Raw genomic sequence first — 26,683 nt, 5'->3', positions numbered from 1 at the left:
CAAATCCTTTTAGATTTTATAGTCACTCCTTATTTCAAGATAAAACCATTTGCTTGCCTTTTCAATATTTCTGAAATTTGCTCTAAAGATTCAATATTACTTGTAAATTCTTGCATCGTTGCCAATATTTCTTCTGCATTTGCTGAGACTTCTTCTGTGCCTGCTGAATTTTCTTCTGTTGAGGCTGAAATATTTTCAACTGCAAATAATACTGAGTCTTTTTGATTTGTTGCTTCTTTACTCAATTGATCCACCAGCTCTATTTCTTTAATTAATATTTCAAACTGATCAACTACTTCATGTGTTGATTCTATCGCTTGATTAATAACTTCTGTTTGCTTTTCTCCACCTTCATATGAATCTTTTACTTGAGTTACCATGCCGTTAGATTTATTTTGAATTGCTTCAATTATAATTTCTATATCTTTGGTTGATTTAGCGCTTTGTTCTGCTAATTTTCTAACCTCTTCTGCTACTACAGCAAAACCTTTTCCAGCTTCTCCAGCTCTCGCTGCTTCAATCGATGCATTTAAGGCAAGTAAATTGGTTTGTGATGAGATATCTGTAATGACTTGAATTATTTTGTTAATGTTTTGAATATCTGAATTCATACCACCTATATTGGTTACTAATTCACCTAATTTATAGCGTTCACTTTCCCAATTATCAAAAACATTCTGCATTAAATCAGAATTTTTTTCATTAACTTTCGTTGCATTTTCTGTAACTTTGTTCATATCTGATGATGATTTTTGAATAGAATCAATAACATTTCCTAAATCGTTCATTTCATTTACAGTTTTTTCAGCATCCATTGCTTGTGAACTCGTTGCTTGTGCGATGCCTGTGATTGTTTCTGATACTTCTTCTGTTGCTGAATTTGTTTGTTTAGAAATTTCTGATAGGGAAACCGTCATATCAGCTATCTCATTACTTTCTTTTTGGATTCCATTAACTAATCCTGCAAATCCAGTCAACATATTGTTATAAGCTATGATAATTTGAGAAATTTCGTTACCATTTTCATGAATAGAACCATCACCTAATAATCGACTAAGTATTGGAATATTAACCGTTTCTTTTTCAAATCCCTTAGTGTTAGTTATTTTAGCAGTCAAATCTCCATTAGCTGCTTTTTCAAAAGAATGAACAATCATATTGGCTATCCTAATGACACGTTTAGAAATTAAAACAGCTATAATAACTGCTATTAATCCCCAAATTAAAACAACTACACCTGAAATTTTGAATAGTGAACTACGCTCTTGGTCTAATTCTTTATCAGAAACACCTGAAAATAGAAGTAAACCTGTTTTTGTTTTTCCGACATAAACTTTATCAGTTCCACTACCTACATATCCAGATTTTTCTGGTTTATTTTTGAAGAATACTTTTTCTGAAATATTTTTATTTTTAAACTCAGGACTACCAGACACCAACACCTGTCCATCTTTAGTTGTCAGCATCATACTTCCTGTCACACCTAATTTGGCTTCTTTTACCATTTTACCAACTTCAGCTAAATTTATATCTACGCCAATAATCCCTTGAGTACCATTTTCATTAGCTATTGTTGTTGCCGCAGTAACTGAAACATCGCCTGTAGCTGATGATGTATAAGGGTTTGTCCAAATAGTTTTACCAGGTTTTTCTAACGCCTTTTTATACCACTCACGATCTGTTCTTTCGCCAGCTTTTGCATCTTTTTGACTACCTAAAGCTGAAATGCTATCCTGATCAATCGGTTGATAAAAAACATTTTCTGTATTTTCATCCGATCCATTTACAAGTTTCAACGTATGCCGTATGTTTTCTCTACTCTCATTATTTTTATTTAATTTTTGTAAGCTACCATCTTCTTTTATTGTTTCAATCGAACTTTCTACATTATGCTGAATTGTGTCCATTCTCTGAATAACACGTTCTGTGCTATTCTTTTCTTCAATTGCCACTCTATGGATAACTAATTTAGTTACTAAAGTTGTATTTAATAGTAATACAATAATAACGGGTATTATACCCATAAATAAAATAACGCTAATAATGACTTTACCTAGCGACTTTCCCTTTTTCGTTTCTTTTTTATTCATAAAATCCTCCATTTATGTTTTTTAAATTACAAAAATATCTTTATAATCACTTTTTAGTCCATAAGAACCTTCTTTTTGATCTCTGACAATCATTCCTTTTTTTATTTCTAATACACGATATCTAATTGTATTTACAATTGTTGAATTATGTGTTGCCATTAAAATTGTCGTTCCTTTTTGATTAAGTTGATAAAGTATTTTCATAACATCTATCGCTGATTTGTTATCCAAATTCCCTGTTGGTTCATCTGCCAATAATATTTTTGGTTGATTTAAAATGGCTCTGGCAATCGCTATTTTTTGTTTCTGACCAATTGACAATTCATCAGGATAGTAATCTTTATAATCCAACATACCCACTTCTTCTAAAGCAACGGTCACTTTTTTCTTTATATTTTTTCGATGTTCTCCAATTGCATGGAGAACATACACTAAGTTTTTGTACACTGTTAAAGATTCTAAAAGAACTATATCTTGCGGTATTATACCGATTTGTCTTCTAAATTCAGGTATTTTTTGATTTGGTAACCGACATAAATCTACATTTCCAACATTTAAAAGTCCATGTGATAAACGCTCTTCACAAGTCATTAATTTTATTAAGGTTGACTTGCCTGCTCCACTTGGACCAACAAGATAGATAAATTCTCCCTGTTCTATGTCTAAAGTTATATTTCTTAATGCTATAGAGTTTTCAGTATATTTTTTAAAAACATTTACTAACCTGATCATGTCATATCTTTCCTTTATTGTTTAAAGTTGTTAATTATCTGCATCATATCATCAGTTGATTGTGCAACTTTGGTATTCATAGAATATGCTCGTTGAGTAACAATCATATCTGTCATTTGTCCGGCTAAATCAACATTGGATGCTTCTAAATAATGTTGTTTTACATTTGGATTTTGTATTCTTGGTAAATTCTGATTACCTGGTAATTGAAATAAATTGTCCCCTATTTCTAAAAATTGTTCATATTGGTTACTTTCAAAAACAGGGATTTCTCCAACAACTTGATTCCCAATAGTGATCTGTCCCTTTTCACTTACTGTCGGATTTCCATTAGGCCAATCATTCTTTGGTAAAAAGTAATTTATTTCAACTCTATTTCCATCACTTGTTCTAAGTGTCCCTTGAGCATCAAATCTAAATGATCCATCTCGGGTGTAAGATAATTCATTGTTTGCAGTTCTTACACCGAAAAATCCTTCTCCCATAAGAGCAAGATCAAAGTCATTTGTTCCTGGGATAATTCCTCCTTGAGTTAAATTTAATTGTCCTTGTTCAGTTCTAGTTCCACGAGATATACCATTCATCAGAATATTTCCTCTAGAAGAAGTATCTTCTCTCAATAATTCATGAAAATTAGCATCCTTCTCTTTAAATCCAACTGTATTGGAATTCGCAATATTATTTGAAATAATATCTAAATTTGTTTGTAAACCGTTTATACCACTTTTACTTACTGCTAAACTTGGATTCAATATTAAAAACTCCTTTCTAAGCTCGACCTATTTCATTTGTCAATTTACGTAGCGTCTCATCAGATGTGTGTAACGCCTTTTGATTTATTTCAAACTGACGAGCAGTATCCATTAGTGTTGTCATTTCATTTACCATATTCACATTAGATCCCTCTAACATACTGCTCCGAACTTGGCTCGTTCTATCTTCAATTCCTGGATTTTCAGCAGTAAAAAGTGATTCTCCTTGAGCAACTAAATCAGCTTGATCATTAAACTTGGTTAATTGAAAATTTGGCTGATCATTTCTAACGTCAATAGGCGCTCGGTTTTGTGATAGAACAATATTCCCATCTTGAGTAATAAGCTGATTTTGTTGATTCACTTGGAAGTGACCATTCTTAGTGTAACCAGTTTGTCCATTAGGTAATTGAACATTAAAATAACCCTCACCTAGTACAGCAAAATCAGATTGCTTATTAGTTTGTTTAAAAGAGCCACTACTCATATCTTTAAATATTTCGTCCACTTTATTTCCAAAAACAAATGAACCAAGTTCTTTTCGTTTATTTAATCCTGGACCACCTGTAAAATTATGTAAATTTTGTTCTTCATCTGTTTTCTGGATTGTTTGCTGACTTTTATATCCATAGGTATTAACATTAGCTACATTTGAACTTGTATTTTCTTGTTTTGTTTGTAGAACACTTAAATTTCTTTGTAAAGTATACATACTTCGTATCATATTAATTCATCCTCAACTATTTTTTTTAGTTTTATCAATGTTTTACCGTGTAATTGAGAAACTCTTGGAACTGATATTTCAAGTATTTCAGCAATTTCTTTAAGTGTTAATTCTTCTGTATAATAAAGATTTAGAATAATTTGTTCTCGTTCTTTCAGCAACGCAACAGCTTTTCTTAATGCTTGCTTTTTCTCATCATCTATCATCATTTTGTCTATTGGTATTGAATCAGTGTCTTCAATCATATCCTTTAATTCTAATGTTTCACCTTGTATTGTAAAAATAGTATCATCTAATGAAATATTAGCTAAATAATGAATTGTTTCGTGGATTTTGGATAATTGTTTGGTATTTATATTTAATTCTTCACAAATTTCTTTATCTGTAGCCGTTGTCATTTTTTCACGTTCAATTTTTTCTTTCGCTTTATAAAAGCTATCTAAATGTCCCATCCGAGATCGAGATACTCTAGATGTTTTTCTAATTTCATCAATTACGGCACCTCTAATGCGTATGTATGCGTAACTTTCAAAAGAAACCTTTTTATTGACATCAAATTTTTTTAAAGCATCCATTAAACCAATCACACCAATGTTAAATAAATCATCTTTATCATATTCTGCTGATTTTATATCAATTCTATTAACTACACGTCTAACAAATGGTAAATGTTTTACTATTTCAGCTTCATAATCAACTTCGTACATAACAATTTACCTCCTCTCTTATAGCTGTGTAATTTTTTATGACTTTATTGTCATTTAAGTGAGATCATTCCTAACGTTTCAATTTCAACTTCATTCGGAACTTCATTTAAGGAAAGTACAGCGAGTCCTGGAAAATTATAAGAGATTAATTTTTTTAAGGTTAGTCTTGTTGTTGGCGAGGCTAAGATCACATGCTGAACATTTTCAGCCGTTAATTTTTGATGTGTTCTATTTATAGAATCGAATAGTTGTGTTATTATTTCTGGTTTTAAAACTGGTATTGAACCAGAAGTTGTTTTTTGAGTATTTGTTGAAATCATTTCTTCAACTTCTGGATGAATAGTTACGACCCTCAAAATATTATCCTCACCTAAATACTGTTTAACAATCGTCCGTTTTAAAGACTGTCTAACATGTTCAGTCAGAACTTCAACATCTTTTGTTACCATGCCAAAATCCGCTAATGTTTCAAGTATTGTAACTAAATCATTTATAGGTATTTGTTCTTTAAGTAAGTTTTGTAGAACCTTTTGAACTTCACCTAACCGCATAATATCAGGTATCAGTTCGTCTATAACTACATTGTACTTATCTTTAATCCCTTCAAGTAAATGTTTTACTTCTTGTCTCCCCAAAAGTTCTGCTGTATTACTATAAATAACTTCTTTTAAATGAGTAGCTATAACAGTCACAGGTTCTACAATAGTAGCACCGTGTATGTCTGCAGTATCTCTATCTGTTTCTTCAATCCATAATGCATCTAGGCCAAACGCTGGCTCTTTAGCATCTATACCTTCTAAGTTTAATTGTTCATTTTCAGGATTGATTACCATTAACTTGTTAGGATAGATAATTCCCCTTGCAACTTCATTGCCTTTTATCTTAATACAATAATCATTAGGACCAAGTTGTAGATTATCGCGAATTCTAATCGGAGTTAACAAGACTCCCAATTCATGTGCACACTGCTTTCGAATATTGACAATTTGGCGCATAAGAGAATTATCTATACTATCGTCAGTCATCGGAATCAACGTGTAACCAATTTCGACAGAAATCGGTTCTACTTGGAACGAAGAAACTGTATCATCTTCATCTAATTCTTGTTCTTTTTGCAACAATAGTAATTCTTGTTTTTGTTCTGCTATTTTTTGCTCTTCTTGGTCTATACTCTGATATTTTTTAAATGCTATAAAACCAAATCCAGCTGACATAATAATAAAAGGAATTTTTGGAAATCCGGGTACTAACGCTATCACTAGTAGTACACACGAAACTATCCCAGCTATCAGAGGATTAGGAAAGAAATCTTTTTTTATTGATGTTCCGAATGTACTATCATTATTAGACCTTGTGACAATAATACCTGATGAAATTGAAATCAATAATGATGGAATTTGACTGACCAGTCCATCCCCAATTGATAATTTTCCGAATTTACTTAATGCTTCAGTAACTTCCATTCCTTGTCCTACAGAAAATATCAGAATACCTCCTAATAAATTAATTAACGTTATGATAATACCAGCAATGGCATCACCTTTCACAAATTTACTAGCTCCATCCATCGCTCCGTAAAAGCTAGCTTCTCGTTGAAGGTCGCTCCTTCTTTGTTTTGCTACGTCTTCAGTAATTAATCCGGAATTTAAATCAGCATCAATTGCCATCTGTTTACCTGGCATTGCATCTAATGTGAACCGCGCTGAAACTTCGGAAACTCGCCCTGCTCCATTTGTAACAACAACTATTTGTACGATAGTAATAATTACAAAAATAACAGCTCCAACGATATAATTATTTCCAGCTACTACATCAGCAAACGCATCAATAACTTTTCCTGCATTTCCCTTGGTTAACACTAATCGTGTGGACGCAATATTTAATCCTAATCTAAACATCGTTGTTATTAACAATAATGTCGGGAATGTTGTAAACTCTAAAACACTTTTTGTGAATAATGTGATTAATAATATGTTAATTCCGACTGTTATGTTAACAATAATTAAGAAATCCAATATAGAACTTGGTAAGGGAATAATAATCAATCCAATGACAGCTACAACGACAAAGGAGATAATAACATCAGAATAGTTTTTATTTTTTAAGTTTATTTTTGACCCCAAATTTTTTCATTGCCTCCATAATCTACCTTTTAAATCTAAATATTATATTTTATATTTATTTTCTTCATTCATTTTATAAACAAAAGCTAAAATTTCAGCTATTGTTTCATACATATCAACAGGAATTGGTTGCCCTATTTCTGTTGATTTATATAGCGAACGTGCTACAGGTTTATTTTCTAAGATTGGTACATTATTAAGTGTTGCTTCTTCCCTTATTTTTTTTGCTATTAACTCTGCACCTTTAGCCACAACAATTGGAACACCATTATTTTCTTTATCATATTGTATGGCTATCGCTAAGTGTGTTGGGTTGGTTATGACGACTGTTGAATCTTTTACTTGCCCCATCATTCCAGAAATCAGTTCCATATACATACTTTTTCGTTTGGATTTTATGAGTTGATCCCCTTCTTGTTGTTTGTACTCATCTTTCACTTCTTGTTTAGACATTTTCATTTTCTTTCTAAAAGACAACCATTGAACTACGTAATCAAGTACACCTAATAGAAAGAGAATAATTGCTAACTTGAAACTTAGTTTTTTTAAAAAATTTAAAATAAAAAATGGTAAGGCATGTATTCCAACAGAACCTGCATTGAAAAAGTTGCCTAAAACTGATTTAATTTCATGCAAAGTAATAGTAAAAACTAAAATTAGCTTCCCTAAATTTTTAAGCAGTGTGAATAATGCTTTCTTATTAAATAAATTTTTAAATCCGCTAATTGGATTTAGTTTTTTGAAATCAGGTTTAATAGGTTTTGTTGTAAATAAAAAGCCTACTTGTAATAAATTACTAACCCATGCACTGAAAAAAGCAATAACCATAAATGGTGCAACGATCACGAAAAATTTCATTATATTTTGAAAGCCGATAGCACTAAGATTATTTTCTAAATTTTCATAGCCATATAAATTAGTGTAATAACTTTTAATTAATCCCGAACATTGTCTTATAACATATTCCCAGAGAGGTACAAAAAAGATGGAAAATATTAGAAAAGAGGTTGCTGATACAAGATCAGGACTCTTAACTAGTTCCCCTTTTTTTCTAGCATCTCTGAGCTTCTTGGGGCTGGCTTTTTCTGTTTTACTATCTTTATCAGACATACCCTCACCTCGCTAACGATTGTACAAATTCACTCATATATCTATTCATTTCTGGGAATATATGGACAATTAATTGAAGTAAATTAGGTAAAAATAATAATAAAAAGAAAAAACTTATTAAAATTTTCATAGGCATTCCTAACATTAAAACGTTAATTTGTGGAACACTTCTTGATACAATACCTAAAACACAATCTGTTACAAATGCAACTAATACTACTGGAGATGCCAACATAATCGACATTTCAAATACTTTAGAAAAGAGTTTGACCATACCTTCTACAGTATTCCCTCCCAGTGAAGATTGGGTTAAAGGGACAATTTCAAATGAATTCAATAGATTTTGAATCACAATATGATGCATATCAGTAACAAAAAATAAAGTTAGTGCTAGCCAATAATATAAACGCCCATAATTTGAACCTTGAATGCCGATCGTTTGGTCATAAACTGATCCCATCGAAAAACCTACTTGAAAATCTATAATTTGGCCTGCCATCTCGACTGTAGAAAAGATAAGTTGGACAACAAATCCTAACGCAATACCTACCAGCACTTCTTTAATGACGAAAAAAATAAATATATATATATTTTCAATTACTATTTTTTCTGGAATAATGCTGTAGACACTAATTGTTAATGAAATACTAATAAAGATTTTTAACAAACTAGGTGTTTGTTTAAATGAAAATCCTGGTGCAGTGACCATGAAACTAGAAATTCTGCAAAATATTAAAATAAAGGTAACTAATATTGTATTCATCATTCACCTAACTTATAAAGAAGACATGATTTCAAACATACTTTTGGTAAATTCGATTAATGTCGTAATCATGAAATTTCCAAGTATTATCAAAAATAAAAATACAGTTAATAATTTCGGTACAAAACTTAATGTTTGTTCTTGAATTTGAGTAGTTGCTTGTATAATACTTATTAACAATCCCACGACCATTGCAACTAATAAAATTGGACCTGCTATCAAAATAATCTTAAGAAAAGCTTCGCGCATGACATCTAAAACCAATTCAATTGTCATAAAAAAATCCTTTCTATTGGAACCCTCGTACAAGTGTCTCAACTACTAAATACCAACCATCAACTAAAACAAAAAGTAGTAATTTGAAAGGTAAAGAAATCATAACAGGTGACAACATAAACATCCCCATTGACATTAATATACTTGATACAGCCATATCAATTATTAAGAAAGGAATAAAAATTAAGAATCCGATACTAAATGCTGTTCGTAATTCACTTATCAAAAATGCTGGTGTCACAATATGGATTGGTAGTGACTCAGGATTCTTTACTTCTTTTTGATTAGAATTTTTAACAAACAAAGCTAAATCTTTTTCTCTTGTTTCTTTTAGCATAAATTTCTTTATCGGTTTCTCCGCGAGCTTTATAGATTCAGCTTGCGTAATTTCATCTTTCATCAAAGGTTTGATTGCAGTTTTATTCACTTCGCTATATACAGGTTGCATAATAAAAAATGTTAGAAACAAAGCAATCCCTATAAGCACTTGATTAGGTGGTGTCTGTTGTGTTCCTAATGAATTTCTAACAAACGAAAGAACCATAATTATTCTTGTGAAACATGTTGTTAAAATTAAAAGAGTTGGAATCAGTGTTAGAACAGTCATTAGTACGAATAACTTTACTGAATCTGTTGTTCCTGTTGTTCCAACTAGCTTACTAACAGTATCTGTCAACTCATCCACAGGAGCAGCTGTTGCTCTCATTGGAAAGTAAAAAAGACCAAGAATTATTAAAGTAAGTTTATCTTTAATCCGTCTCTTCATTCTTGATCTCCTTTTTAGTAATTTTTTTTGTTATTTTTTTACAAAAACCAATTATTTGTGCTTGTCTCTTTTCTCTAAATTCATCATCAACCATCTTTTGGATTTTTATTTGTGTTATTTCTTCAGTTGATAGTTCTTTGATCAATTCATTCCGTTCAGATGTCATACTCATTAAATAATATTTTTGACAAACAAGTACAATAGCCATTGAAGATTCTTTACCAACCGTTAATTTTTCTAAAATTTCTATATTTTTACTTTGTTTTTGATTAAATTTATTCATATAGCTTAATGTTATTCTTATTAACACGATCACTGCAAATAGAAAAACAATACTTTTAAAAATTAAAAAAATACTACTCATCATTTCCCCTTCTATGTTACTGAATTACTAAATTGGTAATAAAAACTTCTCGTACCAACGCTGAACCATAATCTTTGTTAATCTGATCTCTTAATTCTTCTTTTAATTTATTAACACCATTTTGATCTGCTAAAATACTAGCACTATCTTTTTGTCTTAATTTATTGATGATGCTATCTCGGACGACTTCATTATTACTTGTAATAATTTCCGCATTCTTACTACTACTTGTTAATAGTGATAACTCAATTCTTATATAAGAAGTTTCTTTATCTTGTCCTTCTGCTAAATTAACTAAAAACTCTTCTAAAGGAACGGATACTTCATCTTTATTGTATTTTTTTTCAACTTCTAATACTTCAGTTTTCGGCTCTGTTTTATGTGTGAATTTATTTCCAATTATTGTACCTACTGTACCTGCTATAACACCAACTACTGCAATAACTATGATCAGAATAATTGATTTTATACTCTTTTTTTTATCTTTTTTTTCTTCGTCCCTAAGCTCTTCTGATTCCATTTTCAACACCCCATAAATTAATTATCATTTTCCTTGGTAAAATTTCTTACCTCTTTTTGATAATTCAAAAAGAATTGTACTACTTCTTCTGAAGACTCTTTTACCATAATTGTTTTGCCATCAGATAATGTAATCACAGTATCTGGTGCTTGATCGATCCGATATATAAGCATAGAATTTAAATAAAACTCCTGATTGTTCATAGATGTTAATTTAATCATGTCATCCTCTTTCCACCAAGCAACAGACCTGGTTTATATTATCGTTTTAAATTAATTAATTCTTGAAGCATCTCATCTGATGTTGTAATTGATCTGGAGTTCGCTTGATATGCTCGACTCGTAATAATCATATCCGTAAATTCAGTTGCTAAATCCACATTTGACCCTTCAAGGGCGCCTTGAATTAAACGTCCACTTCCGTCTTGCCCTGCTCGTACATAATTAGCTTCACCTGAGTTATTAGATTGCATGTAATTATTTCCACCTTGCTTTTCCAAACCGTCTGGATTTGCAAATGTTGTGACTGCAACTTGTCCGATTACATAAGTACTATCATCGCTATAGCGACCAGTAACAAGACCAGATTGATCAATTGTGAAGTTTACTAAATTAATTTCTTTGCCATCTTCTGTAGTTAATTTATTAGGAATGACAATAGGTCCTACCGGTTCCTTTAAATCATTTTGAGCATTAAACTCTGGGCTATTCTTAATTGGCTCACCTGTTTTCGGTTGATATCCCATTACTTTATATCCATCAACGTTTACTAACGTCCCATTACTATCCAAGCTAAAAGCACCATTTCTTGTGTAGTATTTCGTTTCATCTTGATCATCTTTTTGTAAGACGAAGTAGCCTTTATCATCTAAAGCAAAATCAAGTGGTCTCCCCGTTGGTTGAGGCGTTCCAATCGTATTCATCTTATCAATTGATCCAACTTGTACACCTAAACCAACTTGTCGCGGATTAACTCCACCGCCACCAGTCATAGTTGGTCCTTGTGCATTTGCTTCTGTATTACTCATAACATCTTGAAATGTCACCCGTTCTGATTTGTAACCATAAGTATTAACATTCGCAATATTATTGGCTGTTACATCCATTTTTGTTTGTTGACTTTTCATCCCACTTACGCCTGAATTCATAGAGTTTAACATTATTTTTCCCCTTACATTGCACACTGTGCTTTTTTATATTTTAAACATACAGATTAATTATTCATCATGAATCTGCTGTCAAAAATCACTATTTACTTATCTTGATTTTCTTGTTCTGGTTTTTCAGTCTCTTCTTCTGTTTTCTTTCCTGCTCCAATAGTTGACACTTGAGCCATTAAATAATCTTTCCCGTCGATTACGATAGTGGCTAGCCCACCTTTAAATTTAACTTGTTCCACTTCACCTTCAATAGTGGTATCTTTATCCACAACAACTGATACTGTTCGACCAATCAATCCGATTGCTTGTTGCTGATGAGTCATCATCATCGTGTATTCTAAATCTCCACTTATTTCTTGAAGTTGTTCCAATGTTGCAAAAGTAACCATTTGTGTTATATAATCAGTCCCTCCACTACCACCACCATCGGATCCATCAAAGCTTGGGTTAGCCATAGATGCTGCTAATATTTTTAGAAAACCATCCATATCTAATCCATTATTTTTTTTTCTATCTGTTGGAACATAACCACCAGTATAATCATTACTCACATCTCTATTTTCTATCAAATCCGGCATTTTTTTACCTCCTTAAACTAAAATATCTACTGAATCTCCATTATTATTACTTTGAACTTTTTTTAATTCATCATTTGAGTCATACTGTTTTATTTGTTTGTTGGAATTTAATTTATTTTGTTGATTCTGCTGTCTGTGATCTAAATTACCTTCAAATTGTGATTCCGATTGAGTTGATAAATTTAATAAAACTTCTGTTTTAGATACTACAATATTTTGTTTTTCCAAATTTTCTTGTAGCATGGGTAAACTATGAGTAATAAGTTCTCTGACTTTTGGTGTGTCCACTATAAATTTCGCAATTAATTTTCCGTCCTTCATATCTATAATGACATCTAAATCACCAAGATTTTCAGGCTTTAGTGTTATTTTGAAACTTTTGCTATTATTACTATCTAAACTATCTGTTTCCCTAATAATTTTAGTTACTATATTTTCCATATTTTCAGTATCAAAATTTGAATTTCCACTTATTTTAGATTGATTAAAATCACTTGTTTCTTTTGTTACTTCATTTTCACTGTCTCTAATTAACATATTATAATTCTGATAGTCAATATCGTTTTCATTCACTTTTGTTATTTGATTATTTATTTTCTCTATTGGTTCATCCAGACTAATTTCTTTTTTTTGTTGTGAAGCGTTCATTGAGTTAGTAAGATCGATAAAATTTATTTCATTATTTTTAGTTGTTAAATTTGTAATAGATTCTTTTTTTAATATTTTATCTTGTTCCTCTAATGAAATCAGAGATTTAGTGCTATTTTCTGAATTTATATTAGTGAAATTAGTTTCCTTTTTAAGCTCACTTAGATCAATTGATCTAACTCCATGCACCTCAGATTTTCCCGCTAAATTAATAGATATTAATGATTCTCTACTAATTTCAGTATTACTATAACTTAAGTTACTATCTTTGAATTTTGAAATAACAAATTCTTTAATTTCTGTTTCGTTGTTCTTATTTAAATCAATATTAGACTCTAAATAATTATTTAAATTTGAATCTATTTTAGATTCTTCAATTAACTCATCTTTAACAGTTTTATCTTTGATTACTACACTTTCTGATTTTTCTTTTAGTTCACTTTTAATATCTCCAGACTCATCATTAACCATTATTCGTTCAAAATTTTCATTTGTTTCAATATTTTGCATATTTTCATTAGCAACTAATTGATTACATAATAAGTCAGAAAAAACATCTTGATTTCCTTCAATTTTTTTCCCTGCTTTTTTTGAACTATTATCGTTAACTGAGGCAATCATTCCTACATCCATTAGTTTTCACTTCTTTTCTATATAACTGAATTTTTGAAACGTAATGTTCCCATTTCATCTAACTCTTTTTGTTCCTCACTTTTTTGCTCAAGTAAATAACTATCAAAATGTTTTTCTTTTAGTTTTTCTAAAATTTTTCGTTCTTTTTGAGCACCAACAAAAATTTCTTTCATTTTTTCAGTCTCATTAGAATATTTTTTAACTGTCTCTTCTTGTTTAACTATTTCATTGTCTAGATGATTTTTATAGATATATTGCTGTCTCAATGTGTTGATATCCACTAAATTTGTTTGCTCTTGTTTTATTCTACATCTAGCTTCTACAATACCTTCTAAAATGCTTTCTTGTTCTCTTTGAGCTTGTTGGTATACCAAAAATGATCTTTTAGCATCTTCTTCTTGCGAAGACCTCCAATTTAAAATATTATCTAAAGAAAATTTATACTGTCCCAATCAAAAACACTTCCTTACCATTGTTTTTTTGATAAAAATATCTGATTTAGCATTTCCGTTGTTTGATTAAAAGAAAAGGGTTCATCCACTTTTTGAACTAAAAATTTTTTTATATCATCTTGTAATTCAATAGCTTGGTCTACTTTAGGATTTGTTCCAATTTTGTATGCACCAATATCAATTAAATCTTTTGCATCAGCATAAATGGATAAATTTTCTTTGAGCTTTCCAGCTTTTTCATTTTGATCAGCATGAACAATGGTTTTCATTAATCTACTCAAACTCTGTTGAATATCAATAGCAGGATAATGATTTTCTCCTGCTATTTTTCTTGATAACACAACATGCCCATCCAAAATCCCTCGAACTGCATCAGCTATAGGTTCATTCATATCATCACCTTCAACTAGAACAGTGTAAAAAGCAGTAATTGAACCTTTATCTGACATACCACTTCGTTCTAATAATCTTGGTAACATTGCGAAAACAGAAGGAGTATACCCTTTGGATGTAGGTGGTTCACCAGTAGCTAGACCAATTTCTCTTTGAGCCATTGCAAATCGTGTTACTGAGTCCATCATTAAGACAACCTTTTTCCCTTGATCTCTGTAATATTCTGCTACTGCAGTAGCTACAAACGCTCCCTTCAATCTTACTAAAGGTGGCTGATCTGAGGTAGCGCAAACAATTACCGATTTTTTATAGCCTTCTGGACCTAAATCATTTTCAATAAATTCTGTCACTTCTCGTCCACGTTCACCTATTAAACCAATTACTATAACATCAGCATCACAATTTCTTGCAATCATTCCTAACAAGGTACTTTTTCCTACCCCACTACCGGCAAAAATCCCAAGCCGTTGACCTTCTCCTACAGTTAAAATTCCATCAATTGCTTTTACACCAGTACTCATTACAGTTTCTATACGCCTTCTTTTAAATGGATCTGGTGATTCTTGATCCACTGGATATATCGTTCCTGCTTTATTTTTTTCACCAGTCAAAATTCTACCAAGTCCGTCTAATGTTTTCCCTAATAAATCATCTGAAATTTCCACCTCAAGAGATGTTCCAGTCGGTTTTACTAAACAACCAGGTCCAATTCCTTTTAACTCATCTAAAGGCATTAACAATACTGTTTTATTAACAAATCCAACTACCTCAGCCATAACGATCTTTTTAGTTTTTTCTATTTCTATGTGACAAACTTCACCTATAAAAACATCCAGACCTTCCACTTTTATTATTAAACCAACCACTTGGCTAACTTTTCCAAACCTTATGATATAGTCTTTTTTACTAAACTTATTATTAAGATTACTTATTGATAAATTTTCATTCATTCAACTCACCTTTAGTTATATCCAAAACCATTAAATCAAGTTGTTTTCTTATTTGTAAATCAATAACTTCAAAGTTTGTATCAATAACACAACCATTTAATTCCAAAGAATCATCAACAAATACTGCAAATTTAATACTAGGAAATTCATTTTTTACTTTTTGCATATATGTTTTAGTACTTTCAAAATTAGATTTTGTAACAAATATAGTGATAAAATTATTATCTTTGTCTAATTTATTTAGAACAGGTTGTAAAATATCACTCAATTCTATCTCATTTAAAGATAGTTCTTTATTAATTATTTTTTCTGCCATAATTGATGCTAAATTTACAAAATCAGATTGTTTTTCTTTTTGGTAAGTGACTACTTCTTTTTTTGCTTCTTCAATAATTTTCAATGCATTCTTTTTTAGATATTCAGATTCTTCAATACCTGCTTGATAACCTTCTACTTTTCCAACTTCATATCCATCTAACCGACCTTCTTTTAAACCAGATTGATAGGCTTCTTTTTTTAGAAGCTCACCTTCTTGATATGAACTTTCTATCACATTTTCTTTTATTAGTCTTAATTCTTTAAAAAATTTATCTCTTTCTTTTTTTATTACTTGATGGTACTTTTTTTTCATTTTTTCTAACTCTAAATTAAATTGGGTTATTCTAACACTTTGATAATCCCGAGATTCATCTGTTTGAGTATTCGCATCAAAAAAATTTATATTTTCATCACTATTAAGGAAATTTATTTCCTTTTTTTTAGGTATATATGTTGTTTCAATTTTTTTTACATCTTGTCGTTCAACAACATTTTTATATTTAAAAAAATTATGAGATGACTGCATCTTGATCACCTCTTCCGATGTAAATTTCTCCCTCCTCATCTAATCGACGAATAACTGCAACAATATTTTGTTGAGCTTCCTCAACGGCAGATAATCTAGCAGGTCCCATAAATTGTAAATCTTCTTTTAACATTTCAACAGAACGAGTACTTTGATTGCCATAAATAAAGTCTTTAATTGTATCAGACGCACCTTTAAGAGCGAGAACTAGCACATCATGATTAACTTCACGTAATACTTTTTGTACATCTGATCTTTCAAGTCCAACAATATCGTCAAACGTAAATAGATTAGCTTTAATTTCTTCCGATAGCTCTGGTTGAGTTTTCTCAAGATCACTAATAATATTTTTCTCTGTACTTCTACCAACTGAATTTAAAATCTCAACTAATGTATCCACACCACCGACATTTTCAGTATCATTTTCAATAAAGTTAGAGAATTTATTTTCAATTACTTGCTCAATTTTTTCGATAATAATAGGTGATGTCCCAGAAATCGTTCCTATTTTTTCAGCGATTTCAGCTTGTCTATTATCTGGAAAATTGGCTAAAATTTCTGCTGCTTTATCTGGTTGCATATAACATAAAATCAAAGCTACTGTTTGAGGATGTTCCTCTAATAGTAAGTTAGTTAATTGCTGAGGATCCGCTTTTCTAGCAATATTAAAAGGTCGTTCTCTCAATTGAATTTGCGTTAACACGTCTATAACTTCTTTAGCTTTTTGAGCTCCTAGAGCCTTATTTAATAAATCTACTGCATAATCAATTCCACCATCAATCATATGTCTACGTGCAGTAGACATATGGATAAATTCCTCTATAACCAGTTCTTTTTCTTCTGGATTAACATGATCTATATTAGCTATTTCATAACTAACTTTTTGAATATGTTTTTCAGGAAGAAGCTTCATTATTTGAGAGGATGTCTCAGATCCTAGTGAAATCAATAAAAGAGCTGCTTTTCTTATTCCATTTACATTTTCCATTGACTCACCTACTCATCTTTCATCCAAACTTTAATTAATTCTGCTGCAAGTTCTGGGTTATTTTTTGCATATTGTTTAGCCTTTTCTTCTTTTTCAATTGCATCTTGATACTGTAAATTCTCATCTTCATTCATTGGTTCTGATTTTTCTATTTTTGATATATTTTCCTCAATATTACTTACAACTTGATTGATTTCCTCACTGTCAGTAATATTTAGATTTTCTCCAGCAACATCTATTTGTTCATAATCATAAAAATCGTCTTTTTTCTTTTTATTTCTAATAATAAATATAATTAAAAGAATTGCAGTCAATATAATTACTGAAATAATAGCTACTCCAATCGGACTAAGTAATATATCTTTTAATTTTGCTGATTTATTACCATTTCCATCTTCTGCGTCTATATCATCTTCTTTTGCAAATTTTATTCCTTGAATCGTTATTTTGTCACCACGTTCACGATCAAATCCAACAGCTGACTGTACTAACTCTTCGATTTGATTTTTTTCTTGAACAGATAAATTTTCGTTTATTAAAACTGAAGCAGTTACTCTTTTGACTACACCAGGAGCATTAAGAACTTTGGTTGTTTCAGTATCAAGTTCATTATTTATAGTATGACTATAAGATTTTCCATTTTCTCCATCATCTCCAATAACATTAGTAACATTATCTTGAATATTTCCGCCTTCTATTGCTTGTTGATCAATTCCGGCACCGTCAGAATTAGCTTTTATTTCTTCACTTCTAACTCTAGGATTATCATAGACTACGGATGTTCTTTCTATAGAATCAAAATCTAAATCTACATTAACTGCAACATTCAATTTATCTTTTTCAAATAGAGTTCCTAACATACTATTTGTTTTATCTTCAAGCTTAACTTCAAAATCATCTTTAGCTTTTTGATATTTACCTGTTAAGTCAGTAGAACCATTCCCTCTTTTTTCATCTAAAATATCTGAAAGAACATTCCCTTGTTCATCAACAATTTTTATATTTTTTTGTGGTAAATTTTCGACAGCTCCACTTGTTAAAGAAGCAATCCCTTTTATAGCATCTTCACTTAAAATTTGATTAGGCTTAAGTTTTAAAATAATAGATGCTGTTGCTTCTTTATTTTTCTCTTCGAATATACTTCTATCTGGTGTAACTAACATTACTTTAGCTTCTTTTACAGCATCAAGAGATTCAATTGATCGTTGTAACTCTCCAGTTATCGCTCGTTGATACATAATTTTACGATCTTCATCAGTCGTCATCATGTTCTTTTCATCAAAAATTTCAAAACCAGTTGATTTATTAGGTAATTGATTATCCATCGCCAGTTCAATTCGGATTTTATCTATTTCATTTGACTCGACTAGGATCTTACTTCCTTTATCATCTAATTTGTATTTCATACCTCGTTCGTCTAGGCTTTTAACAATATTCCCCGAATCAACATCTGATAAATCAGAAAATAAAACGGCATAATCTGTTTTATTTCTCACATATGTTGAAAAAATAATAATTAGAAGGAGACTAACTCCAGCCATCATAATACTTAACTTCCCAATTCTCCCTAAATTCTTCCATTTTTCGATGAGAGTATCTTTTAACTCATGTACCTTTTCCATGTACTAAACCATTTCCCTTCACCATTCAATTAAAATTGCATATTTTTTACATCATTATATGCTTCAACACATTTATTTCTAACTTGAACAGCAGTTTGGAGAACAAGCTGTGATTTATTCATATCAATCATTGCCGTATGAATATTATCTAAATCCCCAGAAATTAATTTGGGAATATTATCACTACTTTTAGCTACTTGGTCATCTACACTATCAATGGCTTTACTAAGAAAATTTTCAAATTCTGGTTGATTGCTTAAATCTACTTTATTTTCATTAGGAAGCATGACATCTTTTAATTGATTTTGATATTGTGATATTTCATTATAATTATTTTTTATGACATTCATTTAAGTACTCCTTTTTTTATTTTTATTTAATCCTTAGAAATTTCCAAAGCTTTTTTCATTAAGTTTTTACTTGATTCAAACGCAGTTGCGTTAGCTTCATATGTCCTTAATGTATTCATCATATTTAGCATTTCATCACTCAAATTGACATTTGGTATTTCTAAGTATCCTCGGTCATCAGCATCTGGATGATCCGGTTGATAAATAGTTCTAACTTCTTCATCTTGTCTAATACCAGTTGTTTTTACACCAAAACTTTTATAGTTGCTATTATTAGTTTCTCTATTCAAACTTTCTTGAAATGTGACCGTTTTTCGTTTATACGGACCACCTTCTTCTGTTCTAGTTGTATTAACATTTGCAATATTAGTTGAAATGGTATCTAATTTCATACGTTCTAATGTTAAACCACTTGTATTAATATTAAACGAGTCAAAAACTCCCATTTTTTATCCCTCCATTTTTGAAATTAAATATTCACTTAATTAGTGATTAATTACATAGTTTAGCTGTGATAGTTCATGATTAACTTGACGCTGTAATGTGCTATAGTACAACTCATTTACAGCTTTTTCACTCATTTCATATTCTAAATCAACATTGTTTCCGTTATCTTTAACTGAAGTGTCATTTTTTCTTGCTAATTCAGGTTCAAAATCACTAAAATTGTTACCTAATGGTATATGTCTTTCATTAGTTTGTCTTAATGCTAACTCGTTAGTATTTGTAGCTTTTCTTAATTTCTCTTCAAATAAAACTCGTTCAACTTTATATCCTGGCGTATTGATATTAGCAATATTATTGGATATGGTTTTTTGTCTTAAATCAGAAGCATTCATTGCTTGATTTAAAAATTCTACACTTTGAAATGTCATATGTATCCTCCTTTTTATTTTTAAATTATCAACAATACTAGTATCTTTTAATATAGTACAAAATATATTGTTATATTAACAATATATTCTGTTTATCAAATTTTCAATAAAAATAACATTTTTTTAAATATAATATAATTTTTTATTTAATTTAGAACAAACAAAAAAACAAGTAACTGTTAATATGTTTAATAATCGTGTTATATCCACGATATTCAATAAATGGTCGGTTAATTGAAAATAACAACAAAACAAAAAAATTAATAATTATTTTTATTTATTATTAAAATCGGAATATACTATTTTTGTTGAATACGATTGTTCTTTATCCCTATATTTATTTAAATAACTTCTTCACTATAATTTATTTACTGGATAATTACAATAAAAAAATAGATGAAAAATAAATATTTTTTTCTCATTTTTTTTTCATGATTAATCTCTTAATTTTTTTTAAAACTATCCGATATAAATAAATGTAGTGTTTTTTTATAGTTAGAAAAAATATGTGATTAATTTCACCTTATTATATCTAGATAAATAAAAAAACAAACGAAAAATAAGGTTAGGTGAATAAATATGGACATTTTTTTATTACTAGGTGTTATAGCGGGCGTTTTATCTGTTGTTGTCGGGATGATTGTGAAAGGTGCCGATGCTCTAGTACTTCTAAATCCAGCTGCAATTATTATTATCGGTGTTGGAACTTTAGCTGCATTAGTTAATTCTTTTCCTAGAGAAGATATTAAACGACTGCCCAAAATTTTAGGTGTACTTTTTAAAAACAAAAAAACAACTTCTTCAAAAGACTTAGTTGAAGTTATTATGTCTCTTGCTCAAAAAGCTAGACAGGAAGGGATATTGGCACTTGAAAGTACTGTCGATAGTTTAGAAGATCCTTTTTTAAAGAATGGCATGCAAATGGTGGTTGATGGAGTCAATGTGGAACAAATTGAAGAAATTCTAAATAATGAAATTTCTGCTTTAGAAGACAGACATCGTGTGGGAGCTTCTATGTTTAAGGCCGCGGGTTCGTCCTCACCAACTTTAGGTGTTTTAGGAGCGGTAATTGGACTTATAGGTGCGCTTGGCGATTTAAATGATGTTGACGCATTGGGACATATGATATCTGCTGCTTTTGTAGCTACTCTCTATGGAATATTTTTTGGTTATGTTATGTTTATTCCTTTTTATTCTCGCTTAACTAGAAAGTCAGAAGAGGAAGTAAAAAATATGTTGATTGTTTTAGAAGGCGTTTTGGCTATTCAAGCTGGTCACAATCCCAATACAATCGAAAGAAAACTTAACGGTATGCTTGATCCTAATGAAAAATTAAAAACAGATTAATTACTAATTCTAAAGAAAGTAGGGTTACATTGGCATGAAAAAAAGACCTAAAAAGCATGAAGAACATGCAGATGAGGGTTGGTTGTTACCATACTCAGATATGTTAACATTGCTGTTAGCACTTTTCATCGTCATGTTTGCCATGGCAAAAACTGATGATGGAAAACTAGATGAATTAAGTAATGAATTTAGCGTCATCCTATCTGGAAAAAATAATGGCAGCGACAATGGTATCTTACCTGGACAACAAAAAAAGACACCTTCTGATTCAAAGGAAAATAAAAAAAGTAAAAAGAGTGAAAAAACAAAGGTGGTAGAGAAACCAGAAAAATCTCAAGAAGAAAAAAAAATGCAAGCTGCTGGTGACTCTATTAAAGATGAACTATCAAAAGCAGGCCATGCTGAAGATATTGATGTTGATCTAGAACAAGACGGTTTACGAATTGCTATAAAAAGTGGTCTTTTATTTTCATCAGGAAGTGCAGACATTACTGGTGATGTAGAAGATATCGTAAAAAAAGTAGCTGATTCTTTAAAAGATTTGGATAACGATTTAATTGTTGCAGGATACACTGATAATGTTCCCAGTAATACGACAGAATTCCCTTCAAATTGGGAACTTAGTTCTGCACGTGCTATGACTGTTATGAAACTTCTTGTGAAACATCAGGCTACTAGTGAGGATCGAATTTCTGTGCAAGCTTATGGTGAATTTAAACCAAAAGTACCTAATAATAACGATGAAAATCGTGCAAGCAATAGACGTGTAGAAATTTTTATTATAAAAAAAGATAAAAGATAAGATATTGACTAAAAAAGTCAGTATCTTTTTTTGAACAGTTAATTGAGTAAAAGGAAAAAGTTAAATATTTTTTTGGCTACTCCTTGCCCCTTTTGAGTTTAATTTTACTTAGACAAACAAAAAACCCTTGATATACAAGGGTTTTTTTGTCTAAACTATTTTACAGCGTCTTTTAAAGCTTTACCTGGTTTGAATGCAGGAACTTTACTTGCTGCGATTTGGATTTCTTCACCTGTTTGTGGGTTGCGTCCTTTACGGGCAGCTCTTTCACGTACTTCGAAGTTACCAAAACCGATTAATTGAACTTTTTCGCCTTCTGCTAAAAATTCTTGAACTGAAGCAAATACTGCATCTACTGATGAAGTTGCGTCTTTTTTAGTTAAACCAGTTGCTTCTGCAACTTTTTCGATTAATTCTGCTTTGTTAGCCATGTTTCTATTTCACCTCCTTATAAAGGAAATTGATGGTTAATTTGAACATCATATTTTAGGCAATCATTTTTGAGTGGTCCAAAAATGACAGTTTGAAATATTCAAAATAATATTTCTTAAACAAAGATACCATAAGAATCAAGTGATAGCAATGCTTTTAGCCGTATTAACACTTTTTTTTTACATTCGATTAATTAAAGTTGAAAATAAAATATAACTATGCTAAAATGCCTTTTTTATTTTCTACGTCTTGAAATTACTCGAATTGGAGTGCCTTCAAATTCAAAAGCTTTACGTATTTGATTCTCTAAAAATCTAGAATATGAAAAATGCATTAACTCTTCTTCGTTTACAAAAACAACAAAAGTAGGTGGTTTAATAGCCACTTGAGTAGCGTAGAATATTTTTAATCTTTTTCCTTTATCTGTAGGCGTTGGATTAATCGCTACTGCATCCATAATGACATCGTTTAACACTGAAGATGGAATTCTAAGTGTTTGGTTCTGACTCACTCTCTCAATCATTTCTGGTAATGTGTGTAATCTTTGTTTAGTTTTCGCAGATACATATGCAATTGGAGCATAGTCTAAATATTTAAATTCTGTTCTAATATCTTCTTCAAATTTTTTCATTGTATGATTATCTTTATCTAATGTATCCCATTTATTCACGACAATGATGATAGCTTTGCCAGCTTCATGAGCAAAACCTGCAATACGCTTGTCATATTCCCGAATACCTTCTTCTGCATTTAACACCACTAAAGCAACATCAGAACGGTCAATAGCACGCATTGCTCGCATAACACTGTATTTTTCAGTGCTTTCATAAACTTTTCCTTTTTTACGCATACCCGCTGTATCAATCATTTCAAATTTTTGGCCTTCTGGTGAGACAAACGAAGTATCAATTGCATCTCTTGTTGTTCCAGCTATGTCAGAAACAATCACACGTTCTTCACCAAGAATGGCATTGATTAATGATGATTTACCGACATTAGGGCGACCAATCAAACTAAAACGAATAGTATCATCTGCCTCAGCTTCTGGAACCATTTTTAAGTGCTCACATACTTTGTCTAAAGCATCTCCTAATCCGATACCATGACTACCAGAAACAGGAATAGGGTCACCAAGACCTAGTGAGTAAAACTCAAATATATCATTTCTCATCTCGGGATTATCTACTTTATTAACCACTAAAACAACTGGCTTATCACTTCTATATAAAATTCTTGAAACATATTCATCCGCATCAGTTATACCTTCTCGGCCACTTACTACTAGCATAATAACATCTGCTTCTTCAATGGCAATCTCTGCTTGATGTTTGATTTGATCCATAAAAGGTTCATCACTCATCTCGATACCACCTGTATCTATAATACTAAACTCTCGACCTAGCCAATCTCCGTGAGCATAAATACGATCTCTAGTCACTCCTGGAATGTCTTCAACGATTGATATTCTTTCTCCAGCTATACGGTTAAATAATGTTGATTTACCTACGTTAGGTCTTCCTACGATTGCTAATGTTGGGTTTGCCATATTGGCCACCTCCTATATTCTTTACATTATAATTCATCCTTATAAAGTTTATCCGATAGCGTCTTTCCTTGCAAGTAAAACATTAAAAATATTTCAAAATAACATACATTGCTTTTTATTTTCATACAAACAAAGACGTTCAAAAAACAAAGAGGATGACTACTATTTAAGTCACCCTCTTCAGTCTTTTATTTATTTTCAGTTAAATCTTGTCCAATAACATCACCTAATGTAAATCCTGTAGATTCTTCTGGCATGACGTATGTTTCCTCAACAAGTTCTTCTTCTTTTTCATCTAAAGCTTTTATACTTAAACCAATCCGTTTATTATCTTCACTTACATCTAGTACTTTAACAGTTACTTTTTGGCCTTCTTCTAGAGCCTCGTGAGGCGTTGCTATATGTTTATGTGAAATTTGAGAAATATGCACTAAACCTTCTACACCTGGTAAAACTTCAACAAAAGCTCCGAATGAAGTTAAGCGATTAACAGTTCCCTCAAGAATGCTATTAACAGAAGCACGTTCACTTACATTTTCCCAAGGACCAGCTTGTGTCTCTTTTATAGATAAAGAAATGCGATCTTTTTCAGGATCGATACTCAATACTTTTACTTTCACTTCATCTCCAACAGACAGCACATCTTCTGGTTTATCTACATGAGTATAAGAAATCTCAGATACATGTACTAATCCGTCTACGCCACCTAAGTCAATAAATGCACCAAAATTAGTTAGACGTGCTACTTTCCCTGTAATAATATCACCAGCAAGTATTTTACTTAACAATTCTTTTTTAGCTGATTCTTTTTCTAGTTCAACTATTGCTCGATGAGAAAGAATCAAACGGTTTTCTGAAGGTTCTATCTCAATTATTTTATAAGCTAATACTTTTCCTTTATAGTCTGAAAAATCAGATACAAAATGATCTTCTACCATTGACGCAGGAACAAAACCACGAACACCTGCATCAACAACTAAGCCTCCTCTAACAACATCTGTTACTGGGGCTTCGATTGTTCGACCTTCTTTAAAAGCTTCTTCAATATCTTCCCAAACTTTTTTAGCATCGACACGTCGTTTTGATAGCAAATAACTACCATTCTCTTTGTCTTTTCCAATTTCTGAAATAACGACTAAATCAATAATATCACCAATATTGACCACATCAGTTACATCATCAACCGCTAATGTAGATAGTTCTTTTAACGGAATAACACCTTCCACACCTGCGCCAATAATTCCAACAATTGCTTGTTTGTTATCATCGACTGAAAGAATTTCCCCTTTCACCAAGTCTCCAACTTTTACTTCTTGTACACTTGCCATAGCGTTTAACATTGTTTCATTCGTTTGTTCTGTCATTTTCCCATCCTCCTCAACAACAATAGTACAACATTCATTGTATACTACTATTCTACCTAAAATAAAAACACTTTACTAGGGTAAAATGTTCTTTTTATCTATTATAAAAATGTTTTCATCTCTTTTTCTATTTCTTGAACCACTTCTTGAATTGTTAATCCTGAAGTATCTACTAAAATGGCATCTTGTGCTTGGACTAATGGTGAATTTTTTCGATTCGAGTCATAATGATCCCTATCGGCAATTTCCTTTTTTAAAATCTCAAAATCTGTTTTAATTCCTTTTGAAAGATTCTCTTTATAACGTCTTTCTGCACGTTCCTCAACGCTAGCCACAAGAAACATCTTTAAATCAGCATTTGGTAAAACGACCGTTCCGATATCACGACCATCCATAACAATACTATTCGATGATGTAATTTCCTGTTGCCTATTAACCATTTCTTCTCTAATTGTTTTATATGCAGAAACTTTAGATACAGCATTTGTAACTTCATTCACTCTAATTTCGTTAGTTACATCTTTTTGATTCAGGTAAACATGCTGACCGTCATTTTTTTGCTTAAAGTCAATTACAATTCTAGATAATAACTCTGATAATTCTTTCTCTGAATCTAAATCAACTTTATTTTCGAGAGCTGCCAGTGTTAGAGCGCGATACATCGCACCAGTATCACAATAAATGAAGCCTCTTTTTTTTGCCAAAATTTTTGCGACAGTACTTTTTCCAGCTGAAGCTGGTCCGTCAATTGCTATTTGAATACTTTTTTTCAT

30 protein-coding genes are annotated in these 26,683 nt (G+C 31.0%); 2 read left to right on the top strand and 28 right to left on the bottom strand.

What is annotated here, in order from left to right; all coding sequences use genetic code 11:
- Positions 1-29: 29 nt before the first annotated feature.
- The 24 genes from FM121_RS12540 to flgB all read right to left on the bottom strand — a co-directional run bounded on the left by FM121_RS12540 (position 30) and on the right by flgB (position 20,419).
- A complete protein-coding gene (locus tag FM121_RS12540; RefSeq protein WP_179203870.1) occupies positions 30-2,090 on the bottom strand; it encodes a methyl-accepting chemotaxis protein in 2,061 nt (686 codons plus the stop codon).
- 21 nt (positions 2,091-2,111) lie between these two features.
- Complete coding sequence (locus FM121_RS12535) at positions 2,112-2,822, bottom strand: cell division ATP-binding protein FtsE (RefSeq protein ID WP_086952499.1); 711 nt, start codon at positions 2,820-2,822, stop codon at positions 2,112-2,114.
- A gap of 14 nt (positions 2,823-2,836) precedes the next feature.
- The gene (locus FM121_RS12530; RefSeq protein ID WP_086952498.1) at positions 2,837-3,574 is read right to left on the bottom strand and encodes a flagellar hook-basal body protein; all 738 of its coding nucleotides are present in this window, start codon (positions 3,572-3,574) and stop codon (positions 2,837-2,839) included.
- Positions 3,575-3,590: 16 nt separating this feature from the next.
- Complete coding sequence (locus FM121_RS12525) at positions 3,591-4,298, bottom strand: flagellar hook-basal body protein (protein WP_086952497.1); 708 nt, start codon at positions 4,296-4,298, stop codon at positions 3,591-3,593.
- Positions 4,295-5,005 carry a sigma-70 family RNA polymerase sigma factor gene (locus FM121_RS12520; protein ID WP_086952496.1) on the bottom strand — a complete coding sequence of 237 codons (711 nt, stop codon included), beginning with the start codon at positions 5,003-5,005 and terminating at the stop codon, positions 4,295-4,297. Before FM121_RS12520 ends, FM121_RS12525 begins: the two co-directional genes overlap by 4 nt.
- A 50-nt stretch (positions 5,006-5,055) precedes the next feature.
- Positions 5,056-7,128, bottom strand: a complete 2,073-nt coding sequence (flhA, locus tag FM121_RS12515) for a flagellar biosynthesis protein FlhA (RefSeq protein ID WP_086952495.1) — start codon at positions 7,126-7,128, stop codon at positions 5,056-5,058.
- A gap of 42 nt (positions 7,129-7,170) precedes the next feature.
- Positions 7,171-8,238 (bottom strand): EscU/YscU/HrcU family type III secretion system export apparatus switch protein, encoded by a 1,068-nt coding sequence (locus FM121_RS12510; RefSeq protein WP_086952494.1) that lies wholly within the window; start codon positions 8,236-8,238, stop codon positions 7,171-7,173.
- Positions 8,239-8,242: 4 nt separating this feature from the next.
- Positions 8,243-9,004: a flagellar biosynthetic protein FliR gene (gene fliR / locus FM121_RS12505; RefSeq protein WP_256958458.1), complete on the bottom strand. Its 762-nt coding sequence runs from the start codon at positions 9,002-9,004 to the stop codon at positions 8,243-8,245.
- Between the two features lie 9 nt (positions 9,005-9,013).
- Entirely contained in the window at positions 9,014-9,277 is a 264-nt protein-coding gene (gene fliQ / locus FM121_RS12500) for a flagellar biosynthesis protein FliQ (RefSeq protein ID WP_086952492.1), read from the bottom strand.
- Between the two features lie 13 nt (positions 9,278-9,290).
- Positions 9,291-10,043: a flagellar type III secretion system pore protein FliP gene (gene fliP / locus FM121_RS12495; protein WP_086952491.1), complete on the bottom strand. Its 753-nt coding sequence runs from the start codon at positions 10,041-10,043 to the stop codon at positions 9,291-9,293.
- Positions 10,027-10,407 carry a flagellar biosynthetic protein FliO gene (locus FM121_RS12490; protein ID WP_086952490.1) on the bottom strand — a complete coding sequence of 127 codons (381 nt, stop codon included), beginning with the start codon at positions 10,405-10,407 and terminating at the stop codon, positions 10,027-10,029. The genes fliP and FM121_RS12490 overlap by 17 nt, the downstream gene beginning before the upstream one ends.
- A 16-nt stretch (positions 10,408-10,423) precedes the next feature.
- Entirely contained in the window at positions 10,424-10,927 is a 504-nt protein-coding gene (locus FM121_RS12485; RefSeq protein WP_086952489.1) for a flagellar basal body-associated FliL family protein, read from the bottom strand.
- 17 nt (positions 10,928-10,944) lie between these two features.
- Positions 10,945-11,100 (bottom strand): flagellar FlbD family protein, encoded by a 156-nt coding sequence (locus tag FM121_RS12480; protein WP_373385082.1) that lies wholly within the window; start codon positions 11,098-11,100, stop codon positions 10,945-10,947.
- A gap of 86 nt (positions 11,101-11,186) precedes the next feature.
- Positions 11,187-12,086, bottom strand: coding sequence for a flagellar hook-basal body protein (locus tag FM121_RS12475; protein WP_086952487.1), 900 nt, complete (start codon positions 12,084-12,086; stop codon positions 11,187-11,189).
- A gap of 92 nt (positions 12,087-12,178) precedes the next feature.
- Positions 12,179-12,664, bottom strand: coding sequence for a flagellar hook capping FlgD N-terminal domain-containing protein (locus FM121_RS12470; protein WP_086952486.1), 486 nt, complete (start codon positions 12,662-12,664; stop codon positions 12,179-12,181).
- Between the two features lie 12 nt (positions 12,665-12,676).
- Complete coding sequence (locus tag FM121_RS12465; RefSeq protein ID WP_086952485.1) at positions 12,677-13,945, bottom strand: flagellar hook-length control protein FliK; 1,269 nt, start codon at positions 13,943-13,945, stop codon at positions 12,677-12,679.
- 17 nt (positions 13,946-13,962) lie between these two features.
- Positions 13,963-14,397, bottom strand: a complete 435-nt coding sequence (fliJ, locus tag FM121_RS12460; protein WP_086952484.1) for a flagellar export protein FliJ — start codon at positions 14,395-14,397, stop codon at positions 13,963-13,965.
- A 14-nt stretch (positions 14,398-14,411) separates the two neighbouring features.
- Positions 14,412-15,740, bottom strand: coding sequence for a flagellar protein export ATPase FliI (gene fliI / locus FM121_RS12455; RefSeq protein WP_086952483.1), 1,329 nt, complete (start codon positions 15,738-15,740; stop codon positions 14,412-14,414).
- Entirely contained in the window at positions 15,733-16,584 is an 852-nt protein-coding gene (locus tag FM121_RS12450; RefSeq protein WP_179203869.1) for a FliH/SctL family protein, read from the bottom strand. The genes fliI and FM121_RS12450 overlap by 8 nt, the downstream gene beginning before the upstream one ends.
- Positions 16,568-17,572 (bottom strand): flagellar motor switch protein FliG, encoded by a 1,005-nt coding sequence (gene fliG, locus FM121_RS12445; RefSeq protein WP_086952481.1) that lies wholly within the window; start codon positions 17,570-17,572, stop codon positions 16,568-16,570. The genes FM121_RS12450 and fliG overlap by 17 nt, the downstream gene beginning before the upstream one ends.
- Before the next feature lie 8 nt (positions 17,573-17,580).
- Complete coding sequence (gene fliF / locus FM121_RS12440; protein WP_086952480.1) at positions 17,581-19,194, bottom strand: flagellar basal-body MS-ring/collar protein FliF; 1,614 nt, start codon at positions 19,192-19,194, stop codon at positions 17,581-17,583.
- 29 nt (positions 19,195-19,223) lie between these two features.
- Positions 19,224-19,544 (bottom strand): flagellar hook-basal body complex protein FliE, encoded by a 321-nt coding sequence (gene fliE, locus FM121_RS12435; RefSeq protein WP_086952479.1) that lies wholly within the window; start codon positions 19,542-19,544, stop codon positions 19,224-19,226.
- 26 nt (positions 19,545-19,570) lie between these two features.
- Positions 19,571-19,990, bottom strand: a complete 420-nt coding sequence (flgC, locus tag FM121_RS12430) for a flagellar basal body rod protein FlgC (RefSeq protein WP_086952478.1) — start codon at positions 19,988-19,990, stop codon at positions 19,571-19,573.
- 39 nt (positions 19,991-20,029) lie between these two features.
- Complete coding sequence (gene flgB / locus FM121_RS12425) at positions 20,030-20,419, bottom strand: flagellar basal body rod protein FlgB (protein WP_086952477.1); 390 nt, start codon at positions 20,417-20,419, stop codon at positions 20,030-20,032.
- Between the two features lie 579 nt (positions 20,420-20,998).
- Here flgB and motA point away from each other — a divergent pair.
- Positions 20,999-21,766, top strand: a complete 768-nt coding sequence (gene motA / locus FM121_RS12420) for a flagellar motor stator protein MotA (RefSeq protein ID WP_086952476.1) — start codon at positions 20,999-21,001, stop codon at positions 21,764-21,766.
- A 34-nt stretch (positions 21,767-21,800) separates the two neighbouring features.
- A complete protein-coding gene (locus tag FM121_RS12415; protein ID WP_086952475.1) occupies positions 21,801-22,568 on the top strand; it encodes an OmpA/MotB family protein in 768 nt (255 codons plus the stop codon).
- A gap of 155 nt (positions 22,569-22,723) precedes the next feature.
- Here the strand turns inward: FM121_RS12415 and FM121_RS12410 are convergent, their stop codons facing one another.
- The 4 genes from FM121_RS12410 to cmk all read right to left on the bottom strand — a co-directional run bounded on the left by FM121_RS12410 (position 22,724) and on the right by cmk (position 26,683).
- A complete protein-coding gene (locus FM121_RS12410; RefSeq protein WP_086952474.1) occupies positions 22,724-22,999 on the bottom strand; it encodes an HU family DNA-binding protein in 276 nt (91 codons plus the stop codon).
- A 236-nt stretch (positions 23,000-23,235) separates the two neighbouring features.
- The gene (gene der / locus FM121_RS12405) at positions 23,236-24,546 is read right to left on the bottom strand and encodes a ribosome biogenesis GTPase Der (protein WP_086952473.1); all 1,311 of its coding nucleotides are present in this window, start codon (positions 24,544-24,546) and stop codon (positions 23,236-23,238) included.
- Between the two features lie 188 nt (positions 24,547-24,734).
- Positions 24,735-25,910 (bottom strand): 30S ribosomal protein S1, encoded by a 1,176-nt coding sequence (gene rpsA, locus FM121_RS12400; protein WP_086952472.1) that lies wholly within the window; start codon positions 25,908-25,910, stop codon positions 24,735-24,737.
- A gap of 101 nt (positions 25,911-26,011) precedes the next feature.
- Positions 26,012-26,683: a (d)CMP kinase gene (cmk, locus tag FM121_RS12395; protein ID WP_086952471.1), complete on the bottom strand. Its 672-nt coding sequence runs from the start codon at positions 26,681-26,683 to the stop codon at positions 26,012-26,014.

Origin of the sequence: Vagococcus fluvialis bH819, from assembly GCF_900163795.1 — a bacterium.
Classification (GTDB): domain Bacteria; phylum Bacillota; class Bacilli; order Lactobacillales; family Vagococcaceae; genus Vagococcus; species Vagococcus fluvialis_A.
The sequence above is the reverse complement of the archived record's forward strand: the minus strand, read 5'-3'. Positions and strand labels throughout refer to the sequence as shown.